The organism is Streptomyces sp. NPDC002853 (assembly GCF_053591915.1).
In genome coordinates this window covers 1-23363 of the sequence record NZ_JBSFUS010000027.1, presented here as the reverse complement: position 1 = coordinate 23363, position 23363 = coordinate 1, and the positions used below count along the sequence as shown (strand labels likewise).

At 70.8% G+C, this 23363-nt stretch carries 19 protein-coding genes and 1 pseudogene; 13 read left to right on the top strand and 7 right to left on the bottom strand.

What is annotated here, in order from left to right; translation table 11 throughout:
* Positions 1 to 20 precede the first annotated feature (20 nt).
* A complete protein-coding gene (locus tag ACWD02_RS41875; RefSeq protein ID WP_451221918.1) occupies positions 21 to 1067 on the top strand; it encodes an NAD-dependent epimerase/dehydratase family protein in 1047 nt (348 codons plus the stop codon).
* A 14-nt stretch (positions 1068 to 1081) separates the two neighbouring features.
* Positions 1082 to 2161 carry a lysophospholipid acyltransferase family protein gene (locus ACWD02_RS41870; protein ID WP_451221915.1) on the top strand — a complete coding sequence of 360 codons (1080 nt, stop codon included), beginning with the start codon at positions 1082 to 1084 and terminating at the stop codon, positions 2159 to 2161.
* 98 nt (positions 2162 to 2259) lie between these two features.
* On the opposite strand, the gene ACWD02_RS41865 is transcribed toward ACWD02_RS41870, so the two are convergent.
* From ACWD02_RS41865 to ACWD02_RS41855, 3 genes are all read right to left on the bottom strand, one after another.
* A complete protein-coding gene (locus tag ACWD02_RS41865) occupies positions 2260 to 3498 on the bottom strand; it encodes a DUF5667 domain-containing protein (protein ID WP_451221912.1) in 1239 nt (412 codons plus the stop codon).
* Between the two features lie 277 nt (positions 3499 to 3775).
* A complete protein-coding gene (locus ACWD02_RS41860) occupies positions 3776 to 4567 on the bottom strand; it encodes an ECF subfamily RNA polymerase sigma factor, BldN family (protein ID WP_160506459.1) in 792 nt (263 codons plus the stop codon).
* A 301-nt stretch (positions 4568 to 4868) separates the two neighbouring features.
* Entirely contained in the window at positions 4869 to 5819 is a 951-nt protein-coding gene (locus tag ACWD02_RS41855) for an HAD family hydrolase (protein WP_451221909.1), read from the bottom strand.
* 125 nt (positions 5820 to 5944) lie between these two features.
* Between ACWD02_RS41855 and ACWD02_RS41850 the strand changes: the two genes are divergently transcribed.
* The 7 genes from ACWD02_RS41850 (at position 5945) to ACWD02_RS41820 (ending at position 13856) form a co-directional block, all read left to right on the top strand.
* The gene (locus tag ACWD02_RS41850) at positions 5945 to 6223 is read left to right on the top strand and encodes a glutaredoxin family protein (protein WP_451221906.1); all 279 of its coding nucleotides are present in this window, start codon (positions 5945 to 5947) and stop codon (positions 6221 to 6223) included.
* A 361-nt stretch (positions 6224 to 6584) separates the two neighbouring features.
* On the top strand, positions 6585 to 7340 hold the full coding sequence (locus ACWD02_RS41845; RefSeq protein WP_451221903.1) for a redox-sensing transcriptional repressor Rex: 756 nt from the start codon (positions 6585 to 6587) through the stop codon (positions 7338 to 7340).
* A complete protein-coding gene (locus tag ACWD02_RS41840) occupies positions 7337 to 9076 on the top strand; it encodes a glutamyl-tRNA reductase (protein WP_451221900.1) in 1740 nt (579 codons plus the stop codon). Before ACWD02_RS41845 ends, ACWD02_RS41840 begins: the two co-directional genes overlap by 4 nt.
* Complete coding sequence (gene hemC, locus ACWD02_RS41835) at positions 9073 to 10032, top strand: hydroxymethylbilane synthase (protein WP_451221897.1); 960 nt, start codon at positions 9073 to 9075, stop codon at positions 10030 to 10032. The genes ACWD02_RS41840 and hemC overlap by 4 nt, the downstream gene beginning before the upstream one ends.
* On the top strand, positions 10029 to 11687 hold the full coding sequence (locus tag ACWD02_RS41830; protein WP_451221894.1) for a uroporphyrinogen-III synthase: 1659 nt from the start codon (positions 10029 to 10031) through the stop codon (positions 11685 to 11687). The genes hemC and ACWD02_RS41830 overlap by 4 nt, the downstream gene beginning before the upstream one ends.
* Positions 11688 to 11769: 82 nt before the next feature.
* Entirely contained in the window at positions 11770 to 12759 is a 990-nt protein-coding gene (gene hemB, locus ACWD02_RS41825) for a porphobilinogen synthase (RefSeq protein ID WP_451221891.1), read from the top strand.
* Positions 12760 to 12878: 119 nt separating this feature from the next.
* Positions 12879 to 13856: a zinc-binding dehydrogenase gene (locus tag ACWD02_RS41820; RefSeq protein ID WP_451221888.1), complete on the top strand. Its 978-nt coding sequence runs from the start codon at positions 12879 to 12881 to the stop codon at positions 13854 to 13856.
* Between the two features lie 26 nt (positions 13857 to 13882).
* Here ACWD02_RS41820 and ACWD02_RS41815 read toward each other — a convergent pair whose 3' ends face one another.
* Together ACWD02_RS41815 and ACWD02_RS41810 are read right to left on the bottom strand one after the other, a co-directional pair.
* Entirely contained in the window at positions 13883 to 14785 is a 903-nt protein-coding gene (locus ACWD02_RS41815) for an NAD(P)-dependent oxidoreductase (protein WP_451221885.1), read from the bottom strand.
* A gap of 139 nt (positions 14786 to 14924) precedes the next feature.
* Complete coding sequence (locus tag ACWD02_RS41810) at positions 14925 to 15455, bottom strand: DUF4232 domain-containing protein (RefSeq protein ID WP_451221857.1); 531 nt, start codon at positions 15453 to 15455, stop codon at positions 14925 to 14927.
* Positions 15456 to 15660: 205 nt separating this feature from the next.
* Here ACWD02_RS41810 and ACWD02_RS41805 point away from each other — a divergent pair, with 205 nt between their 5' ends.
* Together ACWD02_RS41805 and ACWD02_RS41800 are read left to right on the top strand one after the other, a co-directional pair.
* Positions 15661 to 17106: a helix-turn-helix domain-containing protein gene (locus ACWD02_RS41805; protein ID WP_451221854.1), complete on the top strand. Its 1446-nt coding sequence runs from the start codon at positions 15661 to 15663 to the stop codon at positions 17104 to 17106.
* A 100-nt stretch (positions 17107 to 17206) separates the two neighbouring features.
* Positions 17207 to 18451, top strand: a complete 1245-nt coding sequence (locus ACWD02_RS41800; RefSeq protein WP_451221851.1) for an aminotransferase-like domain-containing protein — start codon at positions 17207 to 17209, stop codon at positions 18449 to 18451.
* On the opposite strand, the gene argS is transcribed toward ACWD02_RS41800, so the two are convergent.
* Complete coding sequence (gene argS, locus ACWD02_RS41795; protein ID WP_451221848.1) at positions 18452 to 20224, bottom strand: arginine--tRNA ligase; 1773 nt, start codon at positions 20222 to 20224, stop codon at positions 18452 to 18454.
* Positions 20225 to 20380: 156 nt separating this feature from the next.
* Between argS and lysS the strand changes: the two genes are divergently transcribed.
* Together lysS and ACWD02_RS41785 are read left to right on the top strand one after the other, a co-directional pair.
* Positions 20381 to 22126 (top strand): lysine--tRNA ligase, encoded by a 1746-nt coding sequence (gene lysS / locus ACWD02_RS41790; RefSeq protein ID WP_451221845.1) that lies wholly within the window; start codon positions 20381 to 20383, stop codon positions 22124 to 22126.
* Between the two features lie 133 nt (positions 22127 to 22259).
* Positions 22260 to 22469, top strand: a complete 210-nt coding sequence (locus ACWD02_RS41785; RefSeq protein WP_451221842.1) for a hypothetical protein — start codon at positions 22260 to 22262, stop codon at positions 22467 to 22469.
* A gap of 27 nt (positions 22470 to 22496) precedes the next feature.
* On the opposite strand, the pseudogene ACWD02_RS41780 reads toward ACWD02_RS41785, so the two are convergent.
* A pseudogene (locus tag ACWD02_RS41780) lies at positions 22497 to 23363 on the bottom strand (DUF2637 domain-containing protein); the annotation flags it as partial.

Genomic DNA, 23363 nt, shown 5'->3' with positions numbered 1-23363 from the left:
GGGGAAGGCAGGCGCTGATCTTGGGCAAGGTCGTGCTCGTGACCGGGGTGGCCCGTCAACTGGGCGGGCGGTTCGTCCGACGCGTGCTCCGGGACCCTGAGGTCGACCGGGTGGTCGCCGTGGACGCGGTCCCTCCCGAGCACCATCTGGGCGGCGCCGACTTCGTCCAGGCCGACATACGGCAGCCCGCGATCGCCAAGGTGCTCGCCGAGTTCTCCGTCGACACCGTCGTGCACATGGACGTCACGGGCACCGCGCTGGCCGGCGGCAACCGCGGCTCGCTCAAGGAAACGAACGTCATCGGCACCATGCAGCTGCTCGGCGCCTGCCAGAAGTCGCCGACGGTCAAGCGGCTCGTGGTGAAGTCGAGCACCAATGTGTACGGTTCCGCGCCACGCGACCCCGCGGTCTTCACCGAGACGACTCCGCCGAAGTCGCTGCCGAGCGGCGGCTTCGCCAAGGACACCGTCGAGGTCGAGGGGTACGTACGCGGATTCGCGCGCCGGCGGCCGGACGTCGCGGTCTGCGTGCTGCGGTTCGCGAACATCCTGGGGCCCGCCGCGGACTCCCCGCTCGCCGAGTACTTCTCGCTGCCGGTCCTGCCGACCGTCTTCGGCTACGACCCGCGGCTGCAGTTCGTGCACGAGGACGACGCCGTCGAGGTCCTGCGCCTCGGCGCGCGCGAGCCGGAGCGCGGGACGCTCAACAGCGGCACGTTCAACATCGCGGGAGACGGCCTGCTGCTGCTCTCGCAGTGCTCGCGGCGCCTGGGGCGTCCGACGCTGCCGGTGTTCATGCCCGCGATCACCTGGGTCGGCCAGGCGCTGCGCACACTGGGCGCCACCGACTTCTCGCCCGAGCAGATCAGGCTGCTCACGCACGGCCGGGTCGTCGCCACCCGGCAGATGCGCGAGACACTGGGCTTCAACCCCAAGTACACGACCGCGGAGACCTTCGCGGACTTTGTACGCAGTCGGGGTCCGGGTCTGATGCCGCCGCAGGCCGTAGCGGGGGTCATCGACCGGATCGCCACGCTGCCCCTCGCGGGCAACCAGAGCGCCAACTGAGGAGAGCGTCAACGATGGCGGACGCCAAGGTCATTCCGTTCGACGACGACCGGTCGCGCGCGGGTGCGCAGCGCCCGCCCCGGCGCAGGGCCACGGTCCGGCGCAAGAACGATCCGGCAGCCGTGCGCGAGGTCACGGCCATGCCCGGCCGGCAGGACGGAGAGCCGCAGGGGGAGCCGGCCGAGCCGGAGCCCCCGCGACAGGAGGCGCCCGGCGCCGCAGCAGGCGCCGAGCCGGAGCCGCGGGGCGGGAGCGGTGGCCTTGAGCGGCGCATCGCGGGTGGCCTCGCGTTCCTGCGCCGGCGGCTCACGGGCGAGTACGAGGTCGACGACTTCGGTTACGACGAGGAGCTCACCGACCAGGTTCTGATGTCCCTGGTGCGGCCGCTGTACGAGAAGTATTTCCGCGTCGAGGTGAAGGGCATCGAGAACATCCCGTCGGAGGGCGGGGCGCTGATCGTGTCCAACCACTCGGGGACGCTGCCGCTCGACGGCCTGATGATGCAGGTCGCCGTGCACGACAACCACCCCGAGGGACGGCATCTACGGCTGCTCGCGGCGGATCTGGTCTTCATGCTGCCGGTGGTCAACGAACTGGCGCGCAAGGCGGGCCACACGCTGGCGTGCGCCGAGGACGCCGAGCGGCTGCTCGAGCGGGGTGAGTTGGTCGGGGTGATGCCGGAGGGCTTCAAGGGCATCGGAAAGCCGTTCAGCGAGCGTTACAAGCTGCAGCGCTTCGGGCGGGGCGGGTTCGTGTCCACCGCGCTGCGGGCCGGGACCCCGATCGTTCCCTGCTCGATCGTGGGCGCGGAGGAGATCTACCCGATGATCGGCAACGCGAAGACGCTGGCGCGGGTGCTCGGTTTCCCCTACTTCCCGATCACGCCGACGTTCCCGTGGCTGGGGCCGCTGGGGGCGTTGCCGCTGCCGACGAAGTGGACGATCCAGTTCGGGGAGCCGATCCCGACGGACGGATATCCGCCGGAGGCCGCCGAGGACCCGATGCTGATGTTCAACCTGACCGATCAGGTCCGGGAGCAGATCCAGCACACGCTCTACAAGCTGCTGGTGCAGCGGCGGTCCGTCTTCTTCTGACCCGGCGAGGGGGATGCCCTCGAACACGGAACGGGCCGAACCCCATGAGAACGGGCCGAACCCCATGAAGGAGTTCGGCCCGTCCGGTGAGCCGTGCGCTACCGCACGTCCTCTTCGTCGATCCCAAGGCCCGGCAGCAAGCCGGGGAGGATGGGCGGCACCGTGACGTCCGGCTTCGGTGTCGGGGTCTCCTTGCCGGAGGAATCGCCGTTCGACGGGCTGCTCGGGGTGGTGTCGGACTCCGGGGGGTCCAGGAGGCCCCCCGTGTTGCCGCCCAGTAGGCCGTCGTCCTCGCTCTTGTCGGGCGCCGAGGGGCGGGGTTCGCGCTTGTCGGCGCTCGATCCGTCCCGCGGGGAGGAATCCGGGGCCGAGGGACTGTCCGGGGCCGAGGAGCCCGAGGAGTCGCCCTGGCTCGGCTGCCCGGGGGTGTCGCTCTTGTCCGGGGTGCGGGGGAGGAGGGAGCGGAGGGGGTCCACTTCCTGGTCCATCGCGTCGAACACCGAGCTGACCTGATCGCCCACGTCACCGAGCTGGACGGGCAGCCTGCTCTGCAGGTCGCTCCAACTCCTGCGGTGCGACTCGGTGAAGGCGGACAGGGTCTGGATGTGGCCGAGCGAGCCATCCCGCTCGTACGCCTGGTGCAGCAGGCGGTGGCCCTCCGTGGCGTCGTGCCGCATGCCCGAGAGAGCCCGCCTGATTTCGCCGAGGGACTCGTGGTCGAGGTCGCCGGAGCGGCCACGCTCCATCAGCCGACGGGCTTCGTTCAACCGCGTCGAGGCGTGGTCGAGATAGACCCCACCCTTGTCGCTGTCGCCGTCGGCCATGCCGAGCTTGAGGTCCTCCATGCCGCGCTTCAAGCCGTAGAGCGAATCGCCGGGCAGTGCGTCGGAGCTGGCCGCGGCCACCCCGCTGAACGCGCCGGCGGCCACGCCGACGGTGAGCCCGCCCGCGGCGATGCCTTGCGACAGCCGGGAACGCGGCTTCAGTTTGCGCAGTCCCGTGGCCCGGTGGGCACCCTTGCGGGACCGCTGTTCGGGCACCGAGGTGCCGATGGTCCCACCGCCCGCGGCCGTGCCCTCAAGGAGCATGGCCTCCATGGCAGCTACGAGCTGGGCCCGCTGGACCACTTTGACCTCGGGATCCAGCTCCGGCTTCGGCAGCTCGCCGAGGCCGGTCGCCAGGGTCAGCATCCTGTCCGGGGCCGTCGCTTCGGACGGCCCGGAATCGGGTGTGACGGAACCTTCGGACTGCTCGGCCGCCGGGCCCTGGTCGGATTGCTCCTCCAGGGCCTGGGCGAAGGCGTTCGCCCGCCGGTGTGCCGATACGTTCGCGATCACTGGCGGCACCTCCTCTCGTCATGACGGTCGACTCCCCAGGGGGTCCTGAGGGTTGCCCGACCTGAGCACTTCCACACGAAAGAGTGAGCGGAGGTAGTCAGGGGGCGACCACAGGGAGCCTGCATCCCGCACAACGAGCGTCGCGGCACTTGGGTTACGGACGGAGGATGATCGGACCGCCCTAATTCCGTGACGGCCATCTGGCCGCCACGGAGCGTGAGTTGGGCGCTCCGCATGGTTACAGAGGGCCGCGGACGGCTATGGGCGGCGCGCGGCGCTAGCGCACGTCGTCGGGCAGCAGCCGGGCCAGCGTGCGGACGGCGCGGTACTGGAGGGTCTTGATCGCGCCCTCGTTCTTGCCCATCACCCGAGCCGTCTCGGCGACCGAGAGGCCCTGCAGGAAGCGCAGGGTGACGCACTCCTGCTGCTGGGGATTGAGGCGGCGCACGGCGTCCAGCAGTGCGGCGTTGGAGAGGGACTCCAGGACGGAGTCCTCGGGGCTGCGCTCGACCTCATTGGCGTCGAGCATTTCGCCTGTGGTCACTTCGAGGCGGAAACGGCTCGATTTGAAGTGGTCGGCGACCAGGTTGCGAGCGATGGTGACGAGCCAGGCGCCGAAGTCACGGCCCTGCCAGGTGAACGTGCTGATGCGGCGCAGGGCGCGCAGAAAGGTCTCGCTGGTGAGATCCTCGGCGGTCGCCTTGCCGCCGACGCGGTAGTAGATGTAGCGGTAGACCGTGTCGCTGTACTGGTCGTAGAGACGGCCGAAGGCGTCGGACTCGCCCGCCTGGGCGCGTTCGACGAGGTCCATCATGCGGGCGCTGTCGCTGTCCGCGGCGGGACGGCGGGGGGTGGGGGTTGAGGTGGCGGCAGAGGCGGAACGAGCCCGTCTGCTGACCGCCGCGCCGCTGTCCGCCAGGGCATAGACGGGCCCGGCGGGTGTGGGGACGGCAAATGCGGGGACGGCGGGGCCGGCGTACGCGGTGGGGACGAAGCCGCGCAAGCGGTCGGCGACCGTTGCGCGCAGCGTAGCCAGGCCCGAGGCGTCAACCCCGACGTGTGGGTACACGGGACTCCCAGAGGCAGAGCTTCCATCACGTGCAGTGCGGAACCGTTCACCCGTCGTAGCGACGTGTGGGGTCCGTAATGCGTCTGAGGAGAATAACGCTTCGTACAGGCGGCACTACACCCAGTTGCTCAAATCACCGATTACGTCGCTTCTGTTACCGGTCTATGCCCGTTCAAGTAGCGCACAGTGAGCGCTTGTTGATCGAAATAGGTCACATTCCGTCTAAGCGTGGGGCGTGTTGTGGCCGAGTGCTACCGGCGTGACTGGCGGGAGCCCGGGCGGGGTATGACCGAGAGAATGTTCAGTGGCGGCGGCGGTGCAGGGCGATGGCCGCTGCCGTCCCACCTGCGATGGCGCCGACTCCCGCGGCGGCCGGGATGCCGACCTTGGCGGCCTTGCGGCCGGTGCGGTAGTCCCGCAGGCGCCAGTCCCGCTCACGCGCGTGCTTGCGCAGCTTGGCGTCGGGATTGATCGCGTACGGATGCCCGACGAGCGAGAGCATCGGGATGTCGTTGTGCGAATCGCTGTACGCCGCACAGCGGGCCAGGTGCAGGCCCTCGGCCGACGCGAGCGCGCGCACCGCCTCGGCCTTCGCGGGGCCGTGCAGGGGCTCGCCGACGAGCTTTCCCGTATAGACACCGTCCACGGACTCGGCGACCGTGCCGAGCGCGCCGGTCAGGCCGAGGCGGCGGGCGATGATCGTCGCCGTCTCCACCGGGGCGGCCGTGACCAGCCAGACCTTCTGGCCCGCGTCCAGGTGCGCCTGGGCCAGGGCGCGGGTGCCGGGCCAGATGCGCTCGGCCATGTACTCGTCGTAGATCTCCTCGCCGATGGACATCAGCTCGGCGACGCGGTGGCCCTTGACGATGGACAGGGCGCTGTCGCGGGCGTCCTGCATGTGCTCGGGGTCCTCGACGCCGGCGAGCCTGAACCACGCCTGCTGCCAGGCGAATCGGGCCAGCTCCTGGCGCTCGAAGAACTTCCGCTTGTACAGGCCGCGGCCGAAGTAGAAGATCGCGGCGCCCTGCATGACGGTGTTGTCGAGGTCGAAGAAGGCAGCGGCCTTGTCGTCGCCGAAGACCGGGAACTCCGGCTCCTCGGGTTCCTCCGGCGAGACCGCCGCGACGAGATCGTCGAGGGCCTCCAGCTCCTGGGAGGTCTTGCGCGCTGCCTCAGCCGAGGCCTCGCCTGCCAGCACGCTCCGCGCGGTGGCGGAGCGCCTACGGGGGGTGAGCCATCCGAGAGCGGCCATGTCGTGAGCATAGCTAGTTCGTTCGGTCCTTCCGGAGTCGGCAGGATGCGGTGCTGTGAACTCTGCGCGACCGCACCGTTAAAGAGGCGGCCCGCGCGGCGCGTCGGCGGGGCGAGAATGGTGTCATGAGCCCGATTTTTCGCCGTACGGAGAAGAAGAAGCCGCAGGACCGGACGGTCACCCTGATCGGAAGGCCCGGCTGTCATCTGTGCGATGAAGCACAGCTGGTGGTCGAGAAGGTCTGCGGCGAGCTGGGAGTCGTATGGGAGAAGAAGGACATCACCCGGGACGAAGAGCTCAACAAGGCTTACTGGGAACAGATCCCGGTGGTCCTGGTCGATGGTGAGCAGCACACCTTCTGGCGTGTGAACGAAGATCGCCTGCGCCGCGAGCTCGCTCCGTAGTCCGAATCGTCACTGACCGACGAGTACAAACGGTCCGAATGGTCCCTTAGGATCGTGGGCGGTTTGGTCTCGGGGGCGATGATCGTGAGGAGAGTGTGCGGTTTTGCCCCCATCAATTGAGCACCGCGGCCTCATGTGTGCCGGTTCCCGCAGAGTGCGCTCCGAGACAACCGGGCCGGGCGGCCACGCCCGTCGAGCAGGGTGGCGGCGGGTGACGGGAGGGCGCGTGACCCCGGTCACGTTGGCCGGGCAAATCGGACACCATCTTTGTGCACGCGTTCACAAAGACATAGCCTGCATTCGACGGGGCGGTCTGGGGACGTGTGACCGCCTGCAGCCCCGCTCTACCCGCAGGAGCACCGTGGCAACTGGCCGAACTCACCGACCGGCGACCCGCAGCCGAGGGATTCCCGAGGCCACCGTCGCCAGGCTTCCGCTGTACCTCCGAGCCCTCACCGCTCTGTCGGAGCGCTCGGTGCCCACGGTCTCCTCCGAGGAGCTCGCGGCCGCCGCGGGGGTCAACTCCGCGAAGCTGCGCAAGGACTTCTCCTACCTCGGTTCCTACGGGACGCGCGGCGTCGGCTACGACGTCGAGTACCTCGTCTACCAGATCTCACGCGAGCTCGGCCTGACCCAGGACTGGCCCGTCGTGATCGTCGGCATCGGTAACCTCGGCGCGGCCCTTGCCAATTACGGCGGATTCGCCTCGCGCGGCTTCCGTGTCGCCGCACTGATCGACGCCGACCCGGCCATGGCGGGCACGCCCGTCGCGGGCATGCCGGTCCAGCACACGGACGACCTCGAAAAGATCATCAGCGACAACGGCGTCTCCATCGGCGTCATCTCCACCCCGGCGGGCGCCGCCCAGCAGGTCTGCGAGCGGCTCGTCGCCGCCGGTGTGACCTCGATCCTGAACTTCGCGCCCACCGTGCTCTCCGTGCCCGAGGGTGTCGACGTACGCAAGGTGGACCTCTCCATCGAGCTGCAGATCCTCGCCTTCCACGAGCAGCGCAAGGCCGGCGAGGAAGCGGCGGCCGACGGCGCCGCGGCGCCCGCCGCCGCCAAGCAGCAGCGCAAAGGACCCGACGGGGACGTCCCCGCCGTGATGCCGGCATGAGTCTCCTCGTCGTGGGGCTGAGTCACCGCAGCGCTCCGGTCAGCGTCCTGGAGCGGGCCGCGCTCAACGCGGACGCGCAGGCCAAGCTCCTGCAGGACACGCTCGCCGCCGAGCCCGCCGCCGAAGCGGCCGTGCTCGCCACCTGCAACCGCATCGAGCTGTACGCCGACGTGGACAAGTTCCACGCGGGCGTCGCCGAGCTCTCGACCCTGCTCGCGCAGCACAGCGGCGTGGGTCTGGAGGAGCTCACCCCCTATCTCTACGTCCACTACGAGGACCGAGCCGTCCACCACCTGTTCTCGGTGGCCTGCGGCCTGGACTCGATGGTCGTCGGCGAGGGGCAGATCCTCGGCCAGATCAAGGACGCCCTCGCGCGCTCCCAGGAGCTGCACACCGCGGGCCGCCTCCTCAACGACCTCTTCCAGCAGGCCCTGCGGGTCGGCAAGCGCGCGCACTCGGAGACCGGCATCGACCGGGCCGGGCAGTCGCTCGTGACCTTCGGCCTCGAACAGCTCGCCGGGCGCGAGCCGGTCGAGACGTGGGCCAAGGGCAAGCGCGCCCTGGTCATCGGCGCCGGATCCATGTCCTCGCTGGCCGCGGCGACGCTCGCGCGCGCCGGGGTCCACGAGGTCGTCGTCGCCAACCGCACCCTGGACCGGGCGCACCGCTTGGCGGAGATCCTCGCGGAGGGCGGCACGGGCACCGTCGCGCGCGCCGTGCCGATGGACCAGGTGGCGGCCGAACTGACACGTGCCGATGTCGCGGTCTCCTGCACCGGCGCCACCGGTCTCGTCCTGACCGCCGAGGCCGTCGCCGCGGGCGTGGCCGACCGCACCGGCGCACCCGTCGCGGCGCCCGTCACCGTGGGCGCTTCGCGGACGCCCGCCGCCGGCTCGTCCGCTCCGTCCGCCTCGCACGCCGCCGACACCGCCTCCGACGAGGCCTGCCCGCTCGGGCTGTCCGGTGACGGGACCGTGGGCCGCGGGGTCGGGTTCTCCGTCATGGGCGAGGAAGCCGTCGCCGGGATGGACGCCGCCACGCTCGAGCAGCACGCCGCCTGGGTGGACAACGCGCCCGCCGAGCGCCGCGACGACCCGCAGAGCGAGGCCGACACCATCAGCGCCCTCGCCGCGGCCGTGACCGCGGGCGGACGCATCCCCGAGCACCGCCGCCGCCCCTCGCTCGTCGAGACCGGCAACGTCCTGCTCGCCCTGCTCGACCTGGCCATGCCCCGCGACATCGACGGCGCCGTGCACCGCATCGACGGCGTACGCCTCGTCGACATCGAGTCGCTCGCCGAGGCCTCCGCCGACGCCCCCATGGCCGACGACGTGGAGCAGGTCCGCGCGATCGTCTCCGACGAGGTCGCCGCCTTCGGCGCCGCGCAGCGTGCCGCGCACATCACGCCGACGGTGGTCGCCCTGCGCACCATGGCCGCCGACGTCGTCGCGAACGAGATCGCGCGGCTCGAAGGACGGCTCCCCGGGCTTCCCGAGAAGGAGCGCGCGGAGATCACCCAGACCGTCCGCCGCGTCGTCGACAAGCTGCTCCACGCGCCCACCGTGCGCGTCAAGCAGCTGGCGAGCGAGCCCGGCGGCGCCGGGTACGCGGACGCGCTGCGCACCCTGTTCGACCTCGACCCGCAGACGGTCGCCGCCGTCAGCAGGGCCGACAAGGTCGCCGAATCCACCGACCAGAACGCAACGCAAACAGATCCGAATCGAGGCCGGGCATGACCGAGAGGGCATTGAGGCTCGGGACACGGCGCAGCAAGCTGGCCATGGCCCAGTCGGGGCAAGTGGCCGACACAGTGAGCCGGTTGACGGGCCGAAGCGTGGAGCTCGTGGAGATCACGACGTACGGCGACACGTCCCGTGAGCACCTGGCACAGATCGGCGGCACCGGCGTCTTCGTGACCGCCCTGCGTGACGCGCTGCTCGGCGGCGAGGTCGACTTCGCCGTCCACTCGCTGAAGGACCTGCCGACGGCGCAGCCGGCCGACCTGGCCCTGGCCGCGGTCCCGCTGCGCGAGGACCCCCGCGACGTACTCATCGCACGCGACGGGATGACCTTCGAGGAGCTGCCGAACGGCGCGCGCATCGGAACCGGTTCGCCCCGCCGCATGGCGCAGCTCAACGCCTACGCCCGCAACCACGGACTCGCCATAGAGACCGTGCCGATCCGCGGCAACATCGACACCCGCATCGGGTTCGTGCACAAGGGGGAGCTCGACGCCGTCGTGCTCGCCGCCGCCGGGCTCCGCCGCGTCGGCAGGATCGACGAGGTGACCGACTTCCTGTCGGTCGACACAGTTCTGCCCGCCCCCGGCCAGGGGGCACTGGCGATCGAATGTGCCGCGTCCGACGCGTCACTGACCGCCGCGCTCGCCGAGCTCGACGACCCGTACACCCGGGCCGCCGTGACCGCCGAGCGATCCCTGCTCGCCGCCCTGGAGGCCGGCTGCAGCGCACCTGTGGGTGCGTTGGCCGACCTTCTGGCCGACGGGCAGATTGTCAAGGAAATGCGCCTGCGCGGCGTCGTCGGGGCAACCGACGGCTCGACGCTGGTGCAGCTGTCCACCACCGGTCCCGTGCCCGAGACGCATGACCAAGCCATGGCGCTCGGCCGCGAACTCGCTGCCGAGATGCTTGCCAAGGGCGCGGCCGGTCTGATGGGGGAGCGAGCACTTTGAGCCCCACCTCGAACCTTCCCGGCCTTCCCGCACACGGGCACGTCACCTTCCTGGGTGCCGGACCCGGAGATCCGGGACTACTTACGCTACGCGCCGTAGAGGCGCTGGCCCGAGCGGACGTACTGATCGCCGAGCCGGATGTGCTCGACGTCGTTCGCGCGCATGCCAGGGGAGGTGTGGACACACCTCAGCCAGGGGCAGTTGACGACGCGTCAGCGATCGCGGAAGCGTCGTCTTTGCGAGCCGCCACCAATCTTGTCATGGAGGCAGCGAGGGGCGGCAAGCGGGTCGTGCGTGCCGTCAGCGGCGACGTCGGCCTCGACACCTACGCGGCCGAGGAGATGCTTGCCTGCGCCGCCGAGGGCATCGCCTTCGAGGTCGTGCCCGGCATCGCGGCGGCGGTCGGTGTACCCGCCTACGCGGGTGTTCCGCTGCGCGACGCGCAGGGCACGGACGTACGTTTCGTCGACGCGCGCACCGCGTCCGACCGCTGCTGGAGCGAGGTGGGCGCATCCGACGGGACCCTCGTCGTGTCGACCTCCCTGGACTCCGTGGCATCGGCCGCCGGTGAACTCGTCTCGTCCGGCCGCAAGCCGGACACCCCGATGACGGTGACCGTCGCCGGCACGACGACGCGCCAGCGCACCTGGCAGGCGACCCTGGGCACCATCGCCCAGGTCCTCAAGCAGGCGAAGGTGCTGCCCTCGCCCGACGGGGGCCAGCCCGTCATAGCCGTCGTCGGTGAGCGGTCCGCCGCCGCCCAGCGCGACCAGCTGTCGTGGTTCGAGTCGAAGCCGCTCTTCGGGTGGCGCGTGCTCGTCCCGCGCACCAAGGAGCAGGCGGCCTCGCTCTCCGACCAGCTGCGGTCCTACGGAGCGGTGCCGCACGAGGTGCCGACCATCGCCGTGGAGCCGCCCCGTACGCCCCAGCAGATGGAGCGCGCGGTCAAGGGCCTGGTCACGGGCCGCTACGAGTGGATCGCCTTCACCTCGGTCAACGCGGTCAAGGCGGTGCGCGAGAAGTTCGAGGAGTACGGGCTCGACGCGCGCGCCTTCGCCGGGATCAAGGTCGCGGCGGTCGGCGAGCAGACGGCCGCGGCGCTGGTCGCCTTCGGCGTGAAGCCCGACCTGGTGCCCAGCGGCGAGCAGTCGGCCGCGGGTCTCCTGGAGGACTGGCCGCCGTACGACCCGGTCTTCGACCCGATCGACCGTGTCTTCCTGCCGCGCGCCGACATCGCCACGGAGACGCTGGTCGCCGGTCTCATCGATCTCGGGTGGGAGGTCGACGACGTCACCGCCTACCGGACGGTGCGCGCGTCGCCGCCCCCGGCGGACACGCGTGAGGCGATCAAGGGCGGCGGCTTCGACGCCGTGCTCTTCACGTCCTCCTCGACCGTGCGCAACCTCGTCGGCATCGCCGGCAAGCCGCACAACGTGACCGTCATCGCGTGCATCGGCCCCGCCACCGCCAAGACCGCGGAGGAGCACGGGCTCCGGGTCGACGTGATGGCTCCGGAGCCGTCCGTGCACAAGCTGGCCGAGGCCCTCGCCGAGTTCGGCACGCGGCGCAGGCTCGCCGCCCTGGAGGCGGGGGACCCGGTGACCCGGCCGAGCGAGCGGCGCCCCGGTTCCCGCAGGAGGCGTGCGGCACCCTGACCCTTCAGGGCCGTACATATCCCTGGCCCCGGCTGAGATCCTTCAGCCGGGGCCGGAATCTTTTCGTGAGGTGAGAGAGACAGTGACCAAGTACGGATCGTTCCCCGGGGCCCGGCCCCGCCGGCTGCGGACCACTCCCGCCATGCGGCGCATGGTCGCGGAGACGCGGCTGCACCCGGCCGACCTGATCCTTCCCGCGTTCGTGCGCGAGGGGATCAGCGCCCCCGTGGAGATCGGTGCGATGCCCGGCGTCGTGCAGCACACCCGCGACAGCCTGAAGAAGGCCGCCGTCGAGGCGGTGGAGGCCGGGGTCTCCGGGATCATGCTCTTCGGGGTGCCCGAGGACGGGAAGAAGGACGGCGCCGGGACCGTCGGCACCGACCCGGACGGCATCCTCCAGGTCGCCCTGCGCGACGTGCGCGCCGAGGTCGGCGACGACCTCATCGTCATGTCCGACCTGTGCCTCGACGAGTTCACCGACCACGGCCACTGCGGTGTCCTGGACGCCGAGGGCCGCATCGACAACGACGCCACGCTTGAGCGATACGCGGAGATGGCGCAGGTCCAGGCCGACGCGGGCGCCCACGTCGTGGGGCCGAGCGGAATGATGGACGGTCAGGTCGGCGTCATCCGCGACGCGTTGGACCAGGTCGGCCACGAGGACGTCTCCATCCTCGCCTACACCGTCAAGTACTCGTCGGCGTTCTACGGACCCTTCCGCGAGGCCGTCGGTTCGTCGCTCAAGGGCGACCGCAAGACCTACCAGCAGGACCCGGCCAATACCCGCGAGTCCCTGCGCGAGCTGGCGCTCGACCTCGAAGAGGGCGCCGACATGGTGATGGTGAAGCCCGCGGGGCCCTACCTCGACGTCCTGGCGAAGGTCGCCGACGCGGTGGAGGTGCCGGTCGCCGCGTACCAGATCTCCGGTGAGTACTCGATGATCGAGGCCGCGGCCGAGCGCGGCTGGATCGACCGGGACCGGGCGATCATGGAATCCCTGACGGGGATCAAGCGTGCGGGCGCCAACATGATCCTCACGTACTGGGCCACCGAGGTGGCGCGGCAGCTCTGAGGGCGGCTCGCATTGCCGGGCTCGCACCTCCCGGGTTTGACCTCAAGCTTGATTGAGGTTGCAGGGTGGTGTGCATCGACGTTCCGAACCACGGGCCGTCGACGTTCTGAGGAGGACGTATGCGCGCCGTTGTCCTGCATGAGTTCGGGCCCGCCGAGAACCTGACGTACGAGACCCTGCCCGACCCCGTCGCGGGGCCGGGTCAGGTGCGGATCGCCGTACGCGCGGCGGGAGTTCACTTCGTCGAGACCGTCATGCGGCGCGGCGATGCCAGTGACATGGCGCCGCCGCTGCCCGAACTCCCCGCCGTCTTCGGCGGGGAGGCGGCCGGGGTCGTGGACGCGGTGGGCCCCGGCGTGGACCCCGCCTGGCTGGGGCGGTCCGTCGTGACGCCGCGCAGCGCTCCCGGCGGGTACGCCGAACTGGTGGTGGCCGAACTCGCGCAGCTGCACGAGGTGCCGGACGGGCTCGGGTTCGAGGCCGCCGTCACCATGGTGATGACGGGGTCGACGGCCATGGGGCTGCTGGATGTCGCACAACTCGCCGCGGACGACGTGGTGTTGGTGACGTCCGCCGCCGGTGGCGTCGGTCGGCTCGTGGTGCAGTACGCGCTGTCCGTGGGGGCGGTGGTGATCGGCGCCGCGGGTGGGGCCGAGAAGGTCGAGGCCGTCTGGGAACTGGGTGCCGACCTCGCCGTCGACTACAACGAGCCCGGCTGGGCGGACCTCGTGCGCGAGCGCCTCGACGGACGTGAGGTGAGCGTCGTGCTCGATGGGGTGGGCGGCGAGAAGTCCGCCGCCGCGTTCGGGCTCATCGGCAGGGGCGGGCGCTACGTGGTCATCGGCTGGTCCTCGCAGGAACCGTTCGAGCCGGACGCGGGTGTCGTGGAGCAGCGGGGCATCACCGTCACCAACGCGCTGATGCGGCTGATCGAGCGTCCCGAGGACGGCCCCGAGCACGAGCGGCGGGCCCTGGAGGCCGCCGCCAAGGGGGAGTTGGTGCCCTCGGTGCATCCGTTCCCGCTCGCGGACGCGGCTCGGGCACACGCGGCCATGGAGCGGCGGGAGACCACGGGCAAGGTCGTCCTCGTGCCTTAGCTCTGCCTGCCCCAACCCTGCTTGCCTCAGTCCTGCTTGATCAGGGTCACCAGGCGGGTGAGGCCGTCGACGCCGTGGCCCTCCTCGACCGCGCGGTCCAGGAGGCCCTGGAAGGGCTCGAAGAGGTCGGTTCGCAGGCCCTGCTGGGCGTACGCCTGGAGGAAGTTGGTGAACGCCGCGCGGTTCATGGCGAGGTTGGACACGTCGGTGAGGTGCTGGTCGGTGTCGACGGCCTCGGCGGTCTCCGGCACGATCCCGTGCGTCATCGCGGCGACGAAGTCCTCGAGCAGCGGCGCGAAGTCGCGGGCGGCGATGCCTTCGCTGCCGATCAGCGCGTACGCCTGAGCGACGCCCGCAATCATCCCGTACATGCCGGTGAGCAGGGAGAGGTCGTACAGGGCGGCCAGGCCGGGGTCCTTGCCGACCCACTTGGTGTCCGCGAGGGCTTCCAGGGTCGGGCGGTGCGTCTCGAAGGCGGCTTCGTCGGTGCCGCTGTAGAGGATGTACGCGGCGGGCGTCGCGATCATCTGGGGCACGGCCATGATGCCGCCGTCGATGTACGTGATGCCGTGATCCGCCGCCCATGCGTTCAACTCCCGTGCCTGGGAGGGTGTTCCGTTGGTGAGGTTCACGACCGTGCGTCCCGCGAGGGCGTCCGCCTCGGGGGTGAGGAGGGCGCGGACGTTGTCGTTGGTGGTGAGGCAGACGATGGTCAGCGGGCTCGCGGTGACGGCGTCTCTCGCGGTGTCCGCCGGGGTCGCGCCCTGGGCGGCCAGGGGGCCCGTCTTGGCGGTGGTGCGGTTCCAGACGGTGGTGGGGTGGCCCGCCTTGAGGAGCGCGGAGGCGAGCGCGGTGCCCATCAGGCCGAGGCCGAGGACGGTCACGGGGGCCTGGGCGGGCTGTACGGGCTGAGTGGGCTGTCCGGGCATGGCTGTGGGACTCCGATCGGAGGCGTCTGGTGGGAACGCCTCCGATCCTTCCCGCACACGGAGAAGCGGACAAGTACCGACTTTTTTGTGCGTACTTACCCGGAGGTTGGTGAGGGGGCCCTCGGACCGGGCGCGCCGGTCACCACATCAGGGCGTCCGACGCCGACGTCTGCCAGTACGTGACGAACGCCGAGCTGTCCACGTAGACACCTCCCTCCGGAAGCTTCGCCGCCGCCGGGCCGCCCACGCTGCCGTTCATCGCGCGGTTGGAGAAGTGGACGTCCAGCTTGTGGGCCTGGGAGCCCTCCGAGCCCTCGGGTGACGACGTGCCGATGGCCGCGTACGCCGACTGGCCCGGCTCGAGGGTGACGACCGCCTGGGGCTTGCTCGCGTCGAGCCACGGAGTGGCGGCCTGGCCCTCGTCGAAGCGGAGGAACGGCGCGCCGTACGCGTAACAGGTCTTCGTGCCCGTGTTCTTGGCCTTCAGGAGCAGGTGGTTGATGGGTCGGTCGACCTGCTGCACGGTGACCTTCGTGGTGGCCGCGGTGCAGGTGACCGGCGCCGACTTGGCGGCGGGGGTGGCGGCCGAGGCGGCGCCGCCGAGCGCGGTGAGCGAGAGAGCGGCGGTGAGGGCCGCGGAAACGGCGGCTGCCTTGGTGCTGAGTCGCATGGCTGATCTCTTTCGGTGTGATGCGGGAGACGTGAGCCGCGCCGAGGGGCTCCCGGTCGCGGCGTGCTTGTATGGCCCAGAGCTTGTGCGGGGTTCTGTCCCGTTGGACAGCGTGGAACGGCAGTTGGGGGACGCCGGGACGTTCGTACGGCTGTGATCTGCGGAAACTCCGTTCCCTGGAACGGATGGATGGGATGGAGAGAGCGTGGGGGCGGGCGATCTCGCGGAGTTGCTGCGGGAGTTGAAGGAGCGGTCGGGGCTCAGTTACGGGGCGCTGGCCAAGCGGTTGCATGTGTCGACGTCGACGCTGCACCGGTATGTGAGCGGTTCGGCCGTGCCGACGGAGTTCGCTCCGCTGGAGCGGTTCGCCCGGGTCTGCAAGGCCTCGCGGGAGGAGATGGTCGAGCTTCACCGGCGGTGGATCCTGGCCGACGCGTCGAGGGGCGACCGCAAGGAGTCCCTTCCGGGGGCATCCCCCTCGGCTGCGGCGCCCGCTCAGCCGGTGGCCGCGGACCCGGCCGACCCGGCTGCCGCGGACCCGGCCCCCGCGGACCCGGCTCTCGCGGACCCGGCCGAGGCAGGCGCCCCCGCCGAAGCAGGCGACGAGCCCCCCGGCATCGTCATCGGCCCCGCCCCCGCCGGTGGCAGGAGCGAGGGGAGGGGCGAAGGCAGGGGCGAGGGGAGGCGGCTGCCCCGGGCGCGGGTTCTCGTCGCCGCGGGTGTCGTTCTGGCGCTCGGCGCCACTGCCGTCGCCGTACAGGCCGCGTCCGGCGGCGGTGACCGTGACCGCGCCTCCGTCGACACACCGGCCCCGCACGGCGAGCGTGAGCCGGGTCCGGACGGCAGCGGGTCGGCGTCGCCCTCGGGGAAAGAGTCCGGGAAGGGCAAGCCGGGCAAGGAGCCGAAGGGCTCCGGCGGACCGAAGGACGAGGGGAGCAAGGGCGACGGGAGCGCGACCGGGGCCCCCGGCACCGGAGACGGCGCCAAGGGCGGCGGCACCGATGCCGCCCGGGGCGGTGTTCCGGTGACCGTCTCCACCCAGCCCCAGTACTGGGCGGAGCCCTGCGGTCACCCCTACCTCGTCGACAAGGACCCCGCCACCCTCTCCCCACCCCCCAACGAGCAGGACGCCGCCGGCTGGGTGGCCGCGAACGGCGCGGTCTCCGCGCGGGATCAGACCGTGAAGCTGACCGTGCAGGGCAAGGGCAAGGAAACCGTCGTCCTGGAGTCCCTGAACGTCCGCGTCGCAGGGACGAGCGCACCGCTCGCCTGGACCAACTACAAGATGGGGTACCTCGGCGTCGGCTGCGGGGGCAACGTGTCCAAGCACTCCTTCGCCGTCAACCTGGACGCCTCGGTGCCGCGCCCGACCCCGCTGGAAGGGGAGAGCGGCTTCCCCTACAAGGTGAGCGCCAGCGACCCCGAGGCGTTCTTCATCAACGCGACCGCCAACACCCGTTACGTACGCTGGTACTTGGAGCTGGAGTGGTCGAGCGGCTCGCGGCGCGGCACGGTGCGCATCGACGACACGGGCAAGCCGTTCGCCACGAGCGGCGACAAGGGCCGTCCCGTCTACGGGTTCTCGCTCAACAGCAAGAAGTGGACGAAGACGAATCGCGACAACGACGACGTGCCGGACCCGCCTGCCTAGACGCGCCGACCCGAGCAGTGGGGATGGCGTCCGCATCCCGGAATGGTGCTTGTAAACGCCACGCAGGTGCTTACGCTGCCGGAAAACAAAGGAGCCGCAGATGACCGTCACCGACGCCCACGTCCCCACCGGCCAGGACGAGGAACGGACCCAAAGCCCGGCCCTTGTACCGGAGTTCGCGGCACGTGTCGCCTCCGTCGGTGGCTCTCCGGTACGGGACATCCTGGCCGTGACGGCGCGGCCCGAGGTCATCAACTTCGCGGGCGGGCTCCCCGCCCCCGGCCTCTTCGACAAGGCCGGCATCGCCGCCGCGTTCCACGCCGTGCTCACCGAGCAGCCCGAGCGTGCGCTCCAGTACGCCACGACCGAGGGCGAGCCCGCCCTGCGGTCCGCCATCGCCGCACGCTTCTCCGTGCGCGGGCTCGCGACCGACGCCGACGACATCGTCGTCACCACCGGTTCGCAGCAGGCGCTCTCGCTGCTCGCCACGGCCCTCATCGAGCCCGGCGAGGTCATCCTCGTCGAAAGCCCCTGCTATCTGGCGGCGCTTCAGGCCTTCGGCTTCGCGGGCGCGCACATCGTGCCCGTGCCGTGCGACGAGGCCGGGATCGACCCGGACGCCCTCGACGAGCTCGTCGCCCTCCACCGGCCCAAGCTGCTCTACACCGTCCCCACCTTCCAGAACCCCACCGGCCGCACCATGCCCGCCGGGCGCCGCGCCGCGATCGCCGCCGTCGCCGCCCGCCGCGGACTGTGGATCGTCGAGGACGACCCGTACGGGGAGCTGCGCTTCGAGGGCGAGCGCGTGCCGTGGATCGCCTCGTACCCCGGCGCCGAGGACCGCACCATCCTGCTCGGCAGCTTCTCCAAGGTCATGGCGCCCGGCCTGCGCCTCGGCTGGCTGCGCGGCCCCGCCGCGCTGCTGCGGGCCTGCGCCATCGCCAAACAGGCCGCCGACCTGCACACGCCGACCGTCAACCAGCTCGCCGCGGCGCGGTACCTGGCGGACAACGACCTCGACGCGCACGTCGCACACGTCGCGGGGGAGTACCGGGTCCACCGGGACGCGATGCTCGCGGGGCTCGGGGACGCGCTGCCCGAGGGGTCGAGCTGGCTCCGGCCGGAGGGCGGCATGTTCGTCTGGGCCAAGCTGCCCGACGGATACGACACCGCCGCCTTGCTCCCCGAGGTCGTCAAGCACGACGTGGCGTACGTGCCGGGGGCGCCGTTCTTCGCGGGCGAACCTGATCGGACCACCCTGCGGATGTGCTTCGTGACGCAGTCCCCCGACGAGATCGCCGAGGGACTGCGGAGGCTGGGCGCCGCGCTCGCGGACGCCGTGTGATCAGAGGCGCTCGGGCGTCCTGATGCCGAGGAGCGCCATGCCCTGGTGCAGGGTGCGGGCCGTGATGTCGCACAGGAACAGACGGTTCTCGACCTGCGCCGGGGTGTCCGCCTTCAGGACCGGGCACTTGTCGTAGAACGTCGTGTAGAACGACGCCAACTGGTAGAGGTACGCGGCCAGCTTGTGCGGTGCGTACTCCCCGGCGACCTCGGCGACCGTCTCCGCGAACTGGTCGGCGTGCAGGCCCAACGCCCGCTCGGCCGCGGTCAGTTCGAGCTCCGGGTGTGCCTTCGGCCGTACGTCGCCCGCCTTGCGCAGGATCGACTGGATACGGGCGTACGCGTACTGGAGGTAGACGCTGGTGTCGCCGTTCAGCGACACCATCTGGTCCAGGTCGAACTTGTAGTCGCGCACCGCCGACGTCGACAGGTCCGCGTACTTCACCGCGCCGATGCCCACCTGGGCGCCGCGCTCGGCGATCTCCTCCTCGGAGAGGTCCTGGGCCTTCTCACGGACGATGGCCGACGCCCGGTCGATCGCCTCGTCGAGCAGGTCGATGAGGCGTACGGTCTCGCCCTCACGCGTCTTGAACGGCTTGCCGTCCTTGCCGAGGACCGTGCCGAAGCCGAGCTGCACCGCCTTGACGTCCTCCGTCAGCCAGCCCGCCCTGCGCGCCGTCTCGAAGACCATCTTGAAGTGCAGGGACTGCCGCGCGTCCACCACGTACAGGAGGGTGTCGGCCTTGAGGTTGAAGACGCGGTCGCGGATCGCCGAGAGGTCGGTGGCCGCGTACCCGAAGCCGCCGTCGGACTTCTGGACGATCAGCGGGGACGGGTTGCCGTCCGGGCCCTTCACGTCGTCGAAGAAGACACACAGCGCGCCGTTCGACCGGACCGCGACGCCGGACTCCTCCAGCATGCGGCAGGTCTCCGCCAGCATGTCGTTGTAGCCCGACTCACCGACGATGTCCTCGTCGGCGATCTCCACGTCCAGCTTGTTGAACACCGAGTAGAAGTACACCTTCGACTCGTCCACGAACCGCTGCCAGATCGCGAGGGTCTCGGGGTCGCCCGCCTGGAGGTCCACGACCCGGCGCCGGGCCCGCGTCTTGAAGTCCTCGTCGGAGTCGAAGAGCACCTTCGACTCCTTGTAGACGCGGTTGAGGCCGGACATGGCCTCCTCGCCCGCCTGCTCGGAGCCGTCGGCGGCCTGGTGGCCCAGCGCGTCCGGGTGCTCGATCAGATACTGCACGAGCATGCCGAACTGGGTTCCCCAGTCACCGATGTGGTGGCGGCTGACCACCTTCTCGCCGGTGAACTCCAGGATCTTGACGACGGAGTTGCCGATGACCGAGTTCCGCAGGTGGCCGACGTGCATCTCCTTGGCCACGTTCGGCTGGGCCCAGTCGACGACCGTCGTGCCCGCCTGCTCGGCGTACGGCACGCCGAGCCGCTCGCCGTCGGCGGCGCGCGCGGCGAGGTTCTCGGTGATCGCCTTGTCGGTGACCGTCACGTTCAGGAAGCCGGGGCCCGAGACCTCGACGTCCTTGATCGTGTCGTCGTCCGCCGGGAGGGCGTCCACGACCTTCGTCGCGAGCTCGCGCGGGTTCGCCTTCGCCTTCTTGGCGAGGGCCAGGATTCCGTTGGCCTGGTAGTCGGCCCGGTCGCTTCGTCGCAGCAGCGGGTCGGCGGCGCCGGCCTCCGGCAGGGCAGCCGAGAGGGCGTCCGCGAGGCGCTGGTGGACGGAGGCGGTGAGGGACGTGACCGAGGCCATGAATGGGTGCCGTTCTGCTCGGGTGCCTGGTTGCTGGAGGTCTAGAAATTCGAGTATCCCACGGGGTGAAAAGCGGTTTTCGCTGTTGCGGGTCGACCTGGGAGAATGACTCCGACAAGCGGTACTCACGTAGAAGAAGAGTTGAAGCAGAAAGGCGTGCCGATCGTGGCTCAGAGCACCGATACCACCGACTGGGTCTCCCGCTACGCGGACGAGGTCATCGCCGAGTCGGAGCGTCGTGCCCCGGGCAAACCGGTCGTCGTCGCCTCCGGGCTCTCCCCCTCGGGCCCCATCCACCTGGGCAACCTCCGCGAGGTCATGACCCCGCACCTGGTCGCGGACGAGATCCGGCGGCGCGGGCACGAGGTCAGGCACCTGATCTCCTGGGACGACTACGACCGGTACCGCAAGGTCCCGGCCGGCGTCCCCGGCATCGACGAGTCCTGGGCCCAGCACATCGGCAAGCCCCTCACCTCCGTGCCCGCCCCGGCCGGTTCCGCGTACGCGAACTGGGCCGAGCACTTCAAGGCGGCCATGACCGAGGCGCTGGACGAGCTCGGCGTGGAGTACGACGGGATCAGCCAGACCGAGCAGTACACCTCGGGCGTCTACCGCGAGCAGATCCTGCACGCGATGAAGCACCGCGGTGACATCGACGCGATCCTCGACCAGTACCGCACGAAGAAGGCGCCCGGCAAGAAGCAGTCGCAGAAGCCGGTCGACGAGGCCGAGCTCGAGGCCGCCGAGGGGTCGGGTGCCGCGAGCGAGGACGACGGCAGCGGTGGCTCCAGCGGTTACTTCCCGTACAAGCCGTACTGCGGCGCGTGCGAGAAGGACCTGACCACGGTCACGTCGTACGACGACGAGAGCACCGAGCTCTCGTACGTGTGCGCGGACTGCGGGCACAGCGAGACGGTGCTGCTGAGCGAGTTCAACCGCGGCAAGCTGGTCTGGAAGGTCGACTGGCCCATGCGCTGGGCGTACGAGGGCGTCATCTTCGAGCCGAGCGGCGTGGACCACTCGTCTCCGGGGTCGTCCTTCGTGGTCGGCGGGCAGATCGTGCGCGAGATCTTCGACGGCGTGCAGCCGATCGGCCCGATGTACGCGTTCGTCGGCATCTCCGGGATGGCGAAGATGTCGTCCTCCAAGGGCGGCGTGCCGACCCCGGCCGACGCGCTGAAGATCATGGAGGCGCCGCTCCTTCGCTGGCTGTACGCGCGCCGCAAGCCGAACCAGTCCTTCAAGATCGCCTTCGACCAGGAGATCCAGCGGCTCTACGACGAGTGGGACAAGCTGGACGCGAAGGTCGCGGACGGCTCCGTGCTGCCCGCCGACGCCGCCGCGCACTCGCGTGCGGTGCGGACCGCCGCGGGTGAGCTGCCCCGGACCCCGCGTCCCCTTCCGTACCGGACGCTCGCGTCCGTCGCGGACGTCACGGCGGGCGCCGAGGACCAGACCCTGCGCATCCTGCGGGACCTGGACCCCTCGGACCCGATCTCGTCCCTGGACGAGGCGCGGCCGCGGCTCGACCGTGCGGTGAACTGGATCACGACCCAGGTGCCGGCCGACGCGCGCACGATCGTGCGCGCGGAGCCGGACACGGAGCTGCTCTCGTCCCTGGACGACGAGGGGCGTGAGTCGTTGCGGCTGCTCCTGGAGGGTCTCGACACGCACTGGTCCCTCGACGGGCTCACGCACCTGGTGTACGGCGTTCCGAAGGTCCAGGCCGGGTTCTCGGCGGACGCGACGGCGAAGGAACTGCCGCCGGAGATCAAGGTCGCGCAGCGGTCCTTCTTCGCCCTCCTGTACCGCCTCCTGGTCACCCGGGAGACGGGCCCGCGCCTCCCCACGCTGTTGCTCGCCGTGGGCGCGGAGCGGGTACGCAAGCTGCTCGGCGCGTAACGCCGGCCGCTTTGGCGGTACGGGGGTGGGGGCGGGGCCCAGTCACTACTGGGCCCCGCTGCATCGTTTGGACTACCGGGGGATCACTCTCGGGCAGGACGAACAAGGCCCAGGGGCCAGACACCGTGGACGTATGAAGGAAATCATCGCCATCGTCGGATGGGTCGTCGGGATCCAGGGCGCGCTCGGCGCCGCCGGACGCACCTTCGGGGACAACCCGTGGGGCCTCTTCCACAAGTGGTGGGACATCCCCACCCCCGGATACCTCGCCCTGTTCATCGTCGGCGCCGCCCTCGCAGTCTGGGGCGAGACCAGCAAGAGCCGGGCCCGCGCCAGGGGTTGAGCCCGCCAAGCCCCCGCCAAGCCCACGTCAAGCGCTGTACTCGGAGTCCAGGTCCTCCTGGTAGCGCCCGCGGAAGTCCCGCAGGTAGGGCCGCAGCGTGCTCTCCGCAGGAGGGCCGCCCGCCTGGCCCGTGACGCCGTACAGGTCCATCAGGTACAGGCCGAACTGCCGGGCGTTGGGATAGTCCCCGATCTCGCTCACGTACTTGCGGAACGCCGCGAAGTACGCGTCGTCGCGCGAGACGTCGTCCGGCAGACCGGAAGCCTCGGGCAGCGGCCCCAGCTCCTCCGGCCCGTCCTCGCGGGCCTCGCCCTCGGCGCCCTGCTCCTCGCGCGGCCCGGGAATCAGGTGCTGACCGCCGAGCGGGCGGGTACGGCCGGGTCCCGCGGGCACCTGGAACTCCGGCTCGGCGGGAGCGACCGCCGCCCCGCCCCGCTCGTCGAAGTACGCCTGCTGCTGCTCCAGATACTCCTGCTGCTCGACGTACGCCTGCTGCTCCGCGTACGCCTGCTGGTCCGCGTACCACTGGTCGTGCGGCTCCTCGGGAACGTACGACGGCTGCTGAGCCGCGAACCACGGGCTCACATGCGCCCCCGCGGGCTCCGGCTCCGGCTGCTGCTCCTGCTCGGCCTGCTCCTGCTGAACCTGCGGCTGCCGCTCCGACTCCAGCTGCGGCGCGGGCGGCCTCACCAGCTTCGGCTGCTGCGACTCCGCCGCCACCGGCACCGGCGCGGGCGGAAGCAGCGCGGGCTCGATGCCGGCGGCCGCGAGGCCCGCGGGGGCGGTCTCGGCGAGGGGGACGCCGAAGCGGGCGAGGCGCAGCGGCATCAGTGACTCGACGGGGGCCTTGCGGCGCCAGGAGCGGCCGAAGCGGGCCTGGAGGCGGGCCTGGTA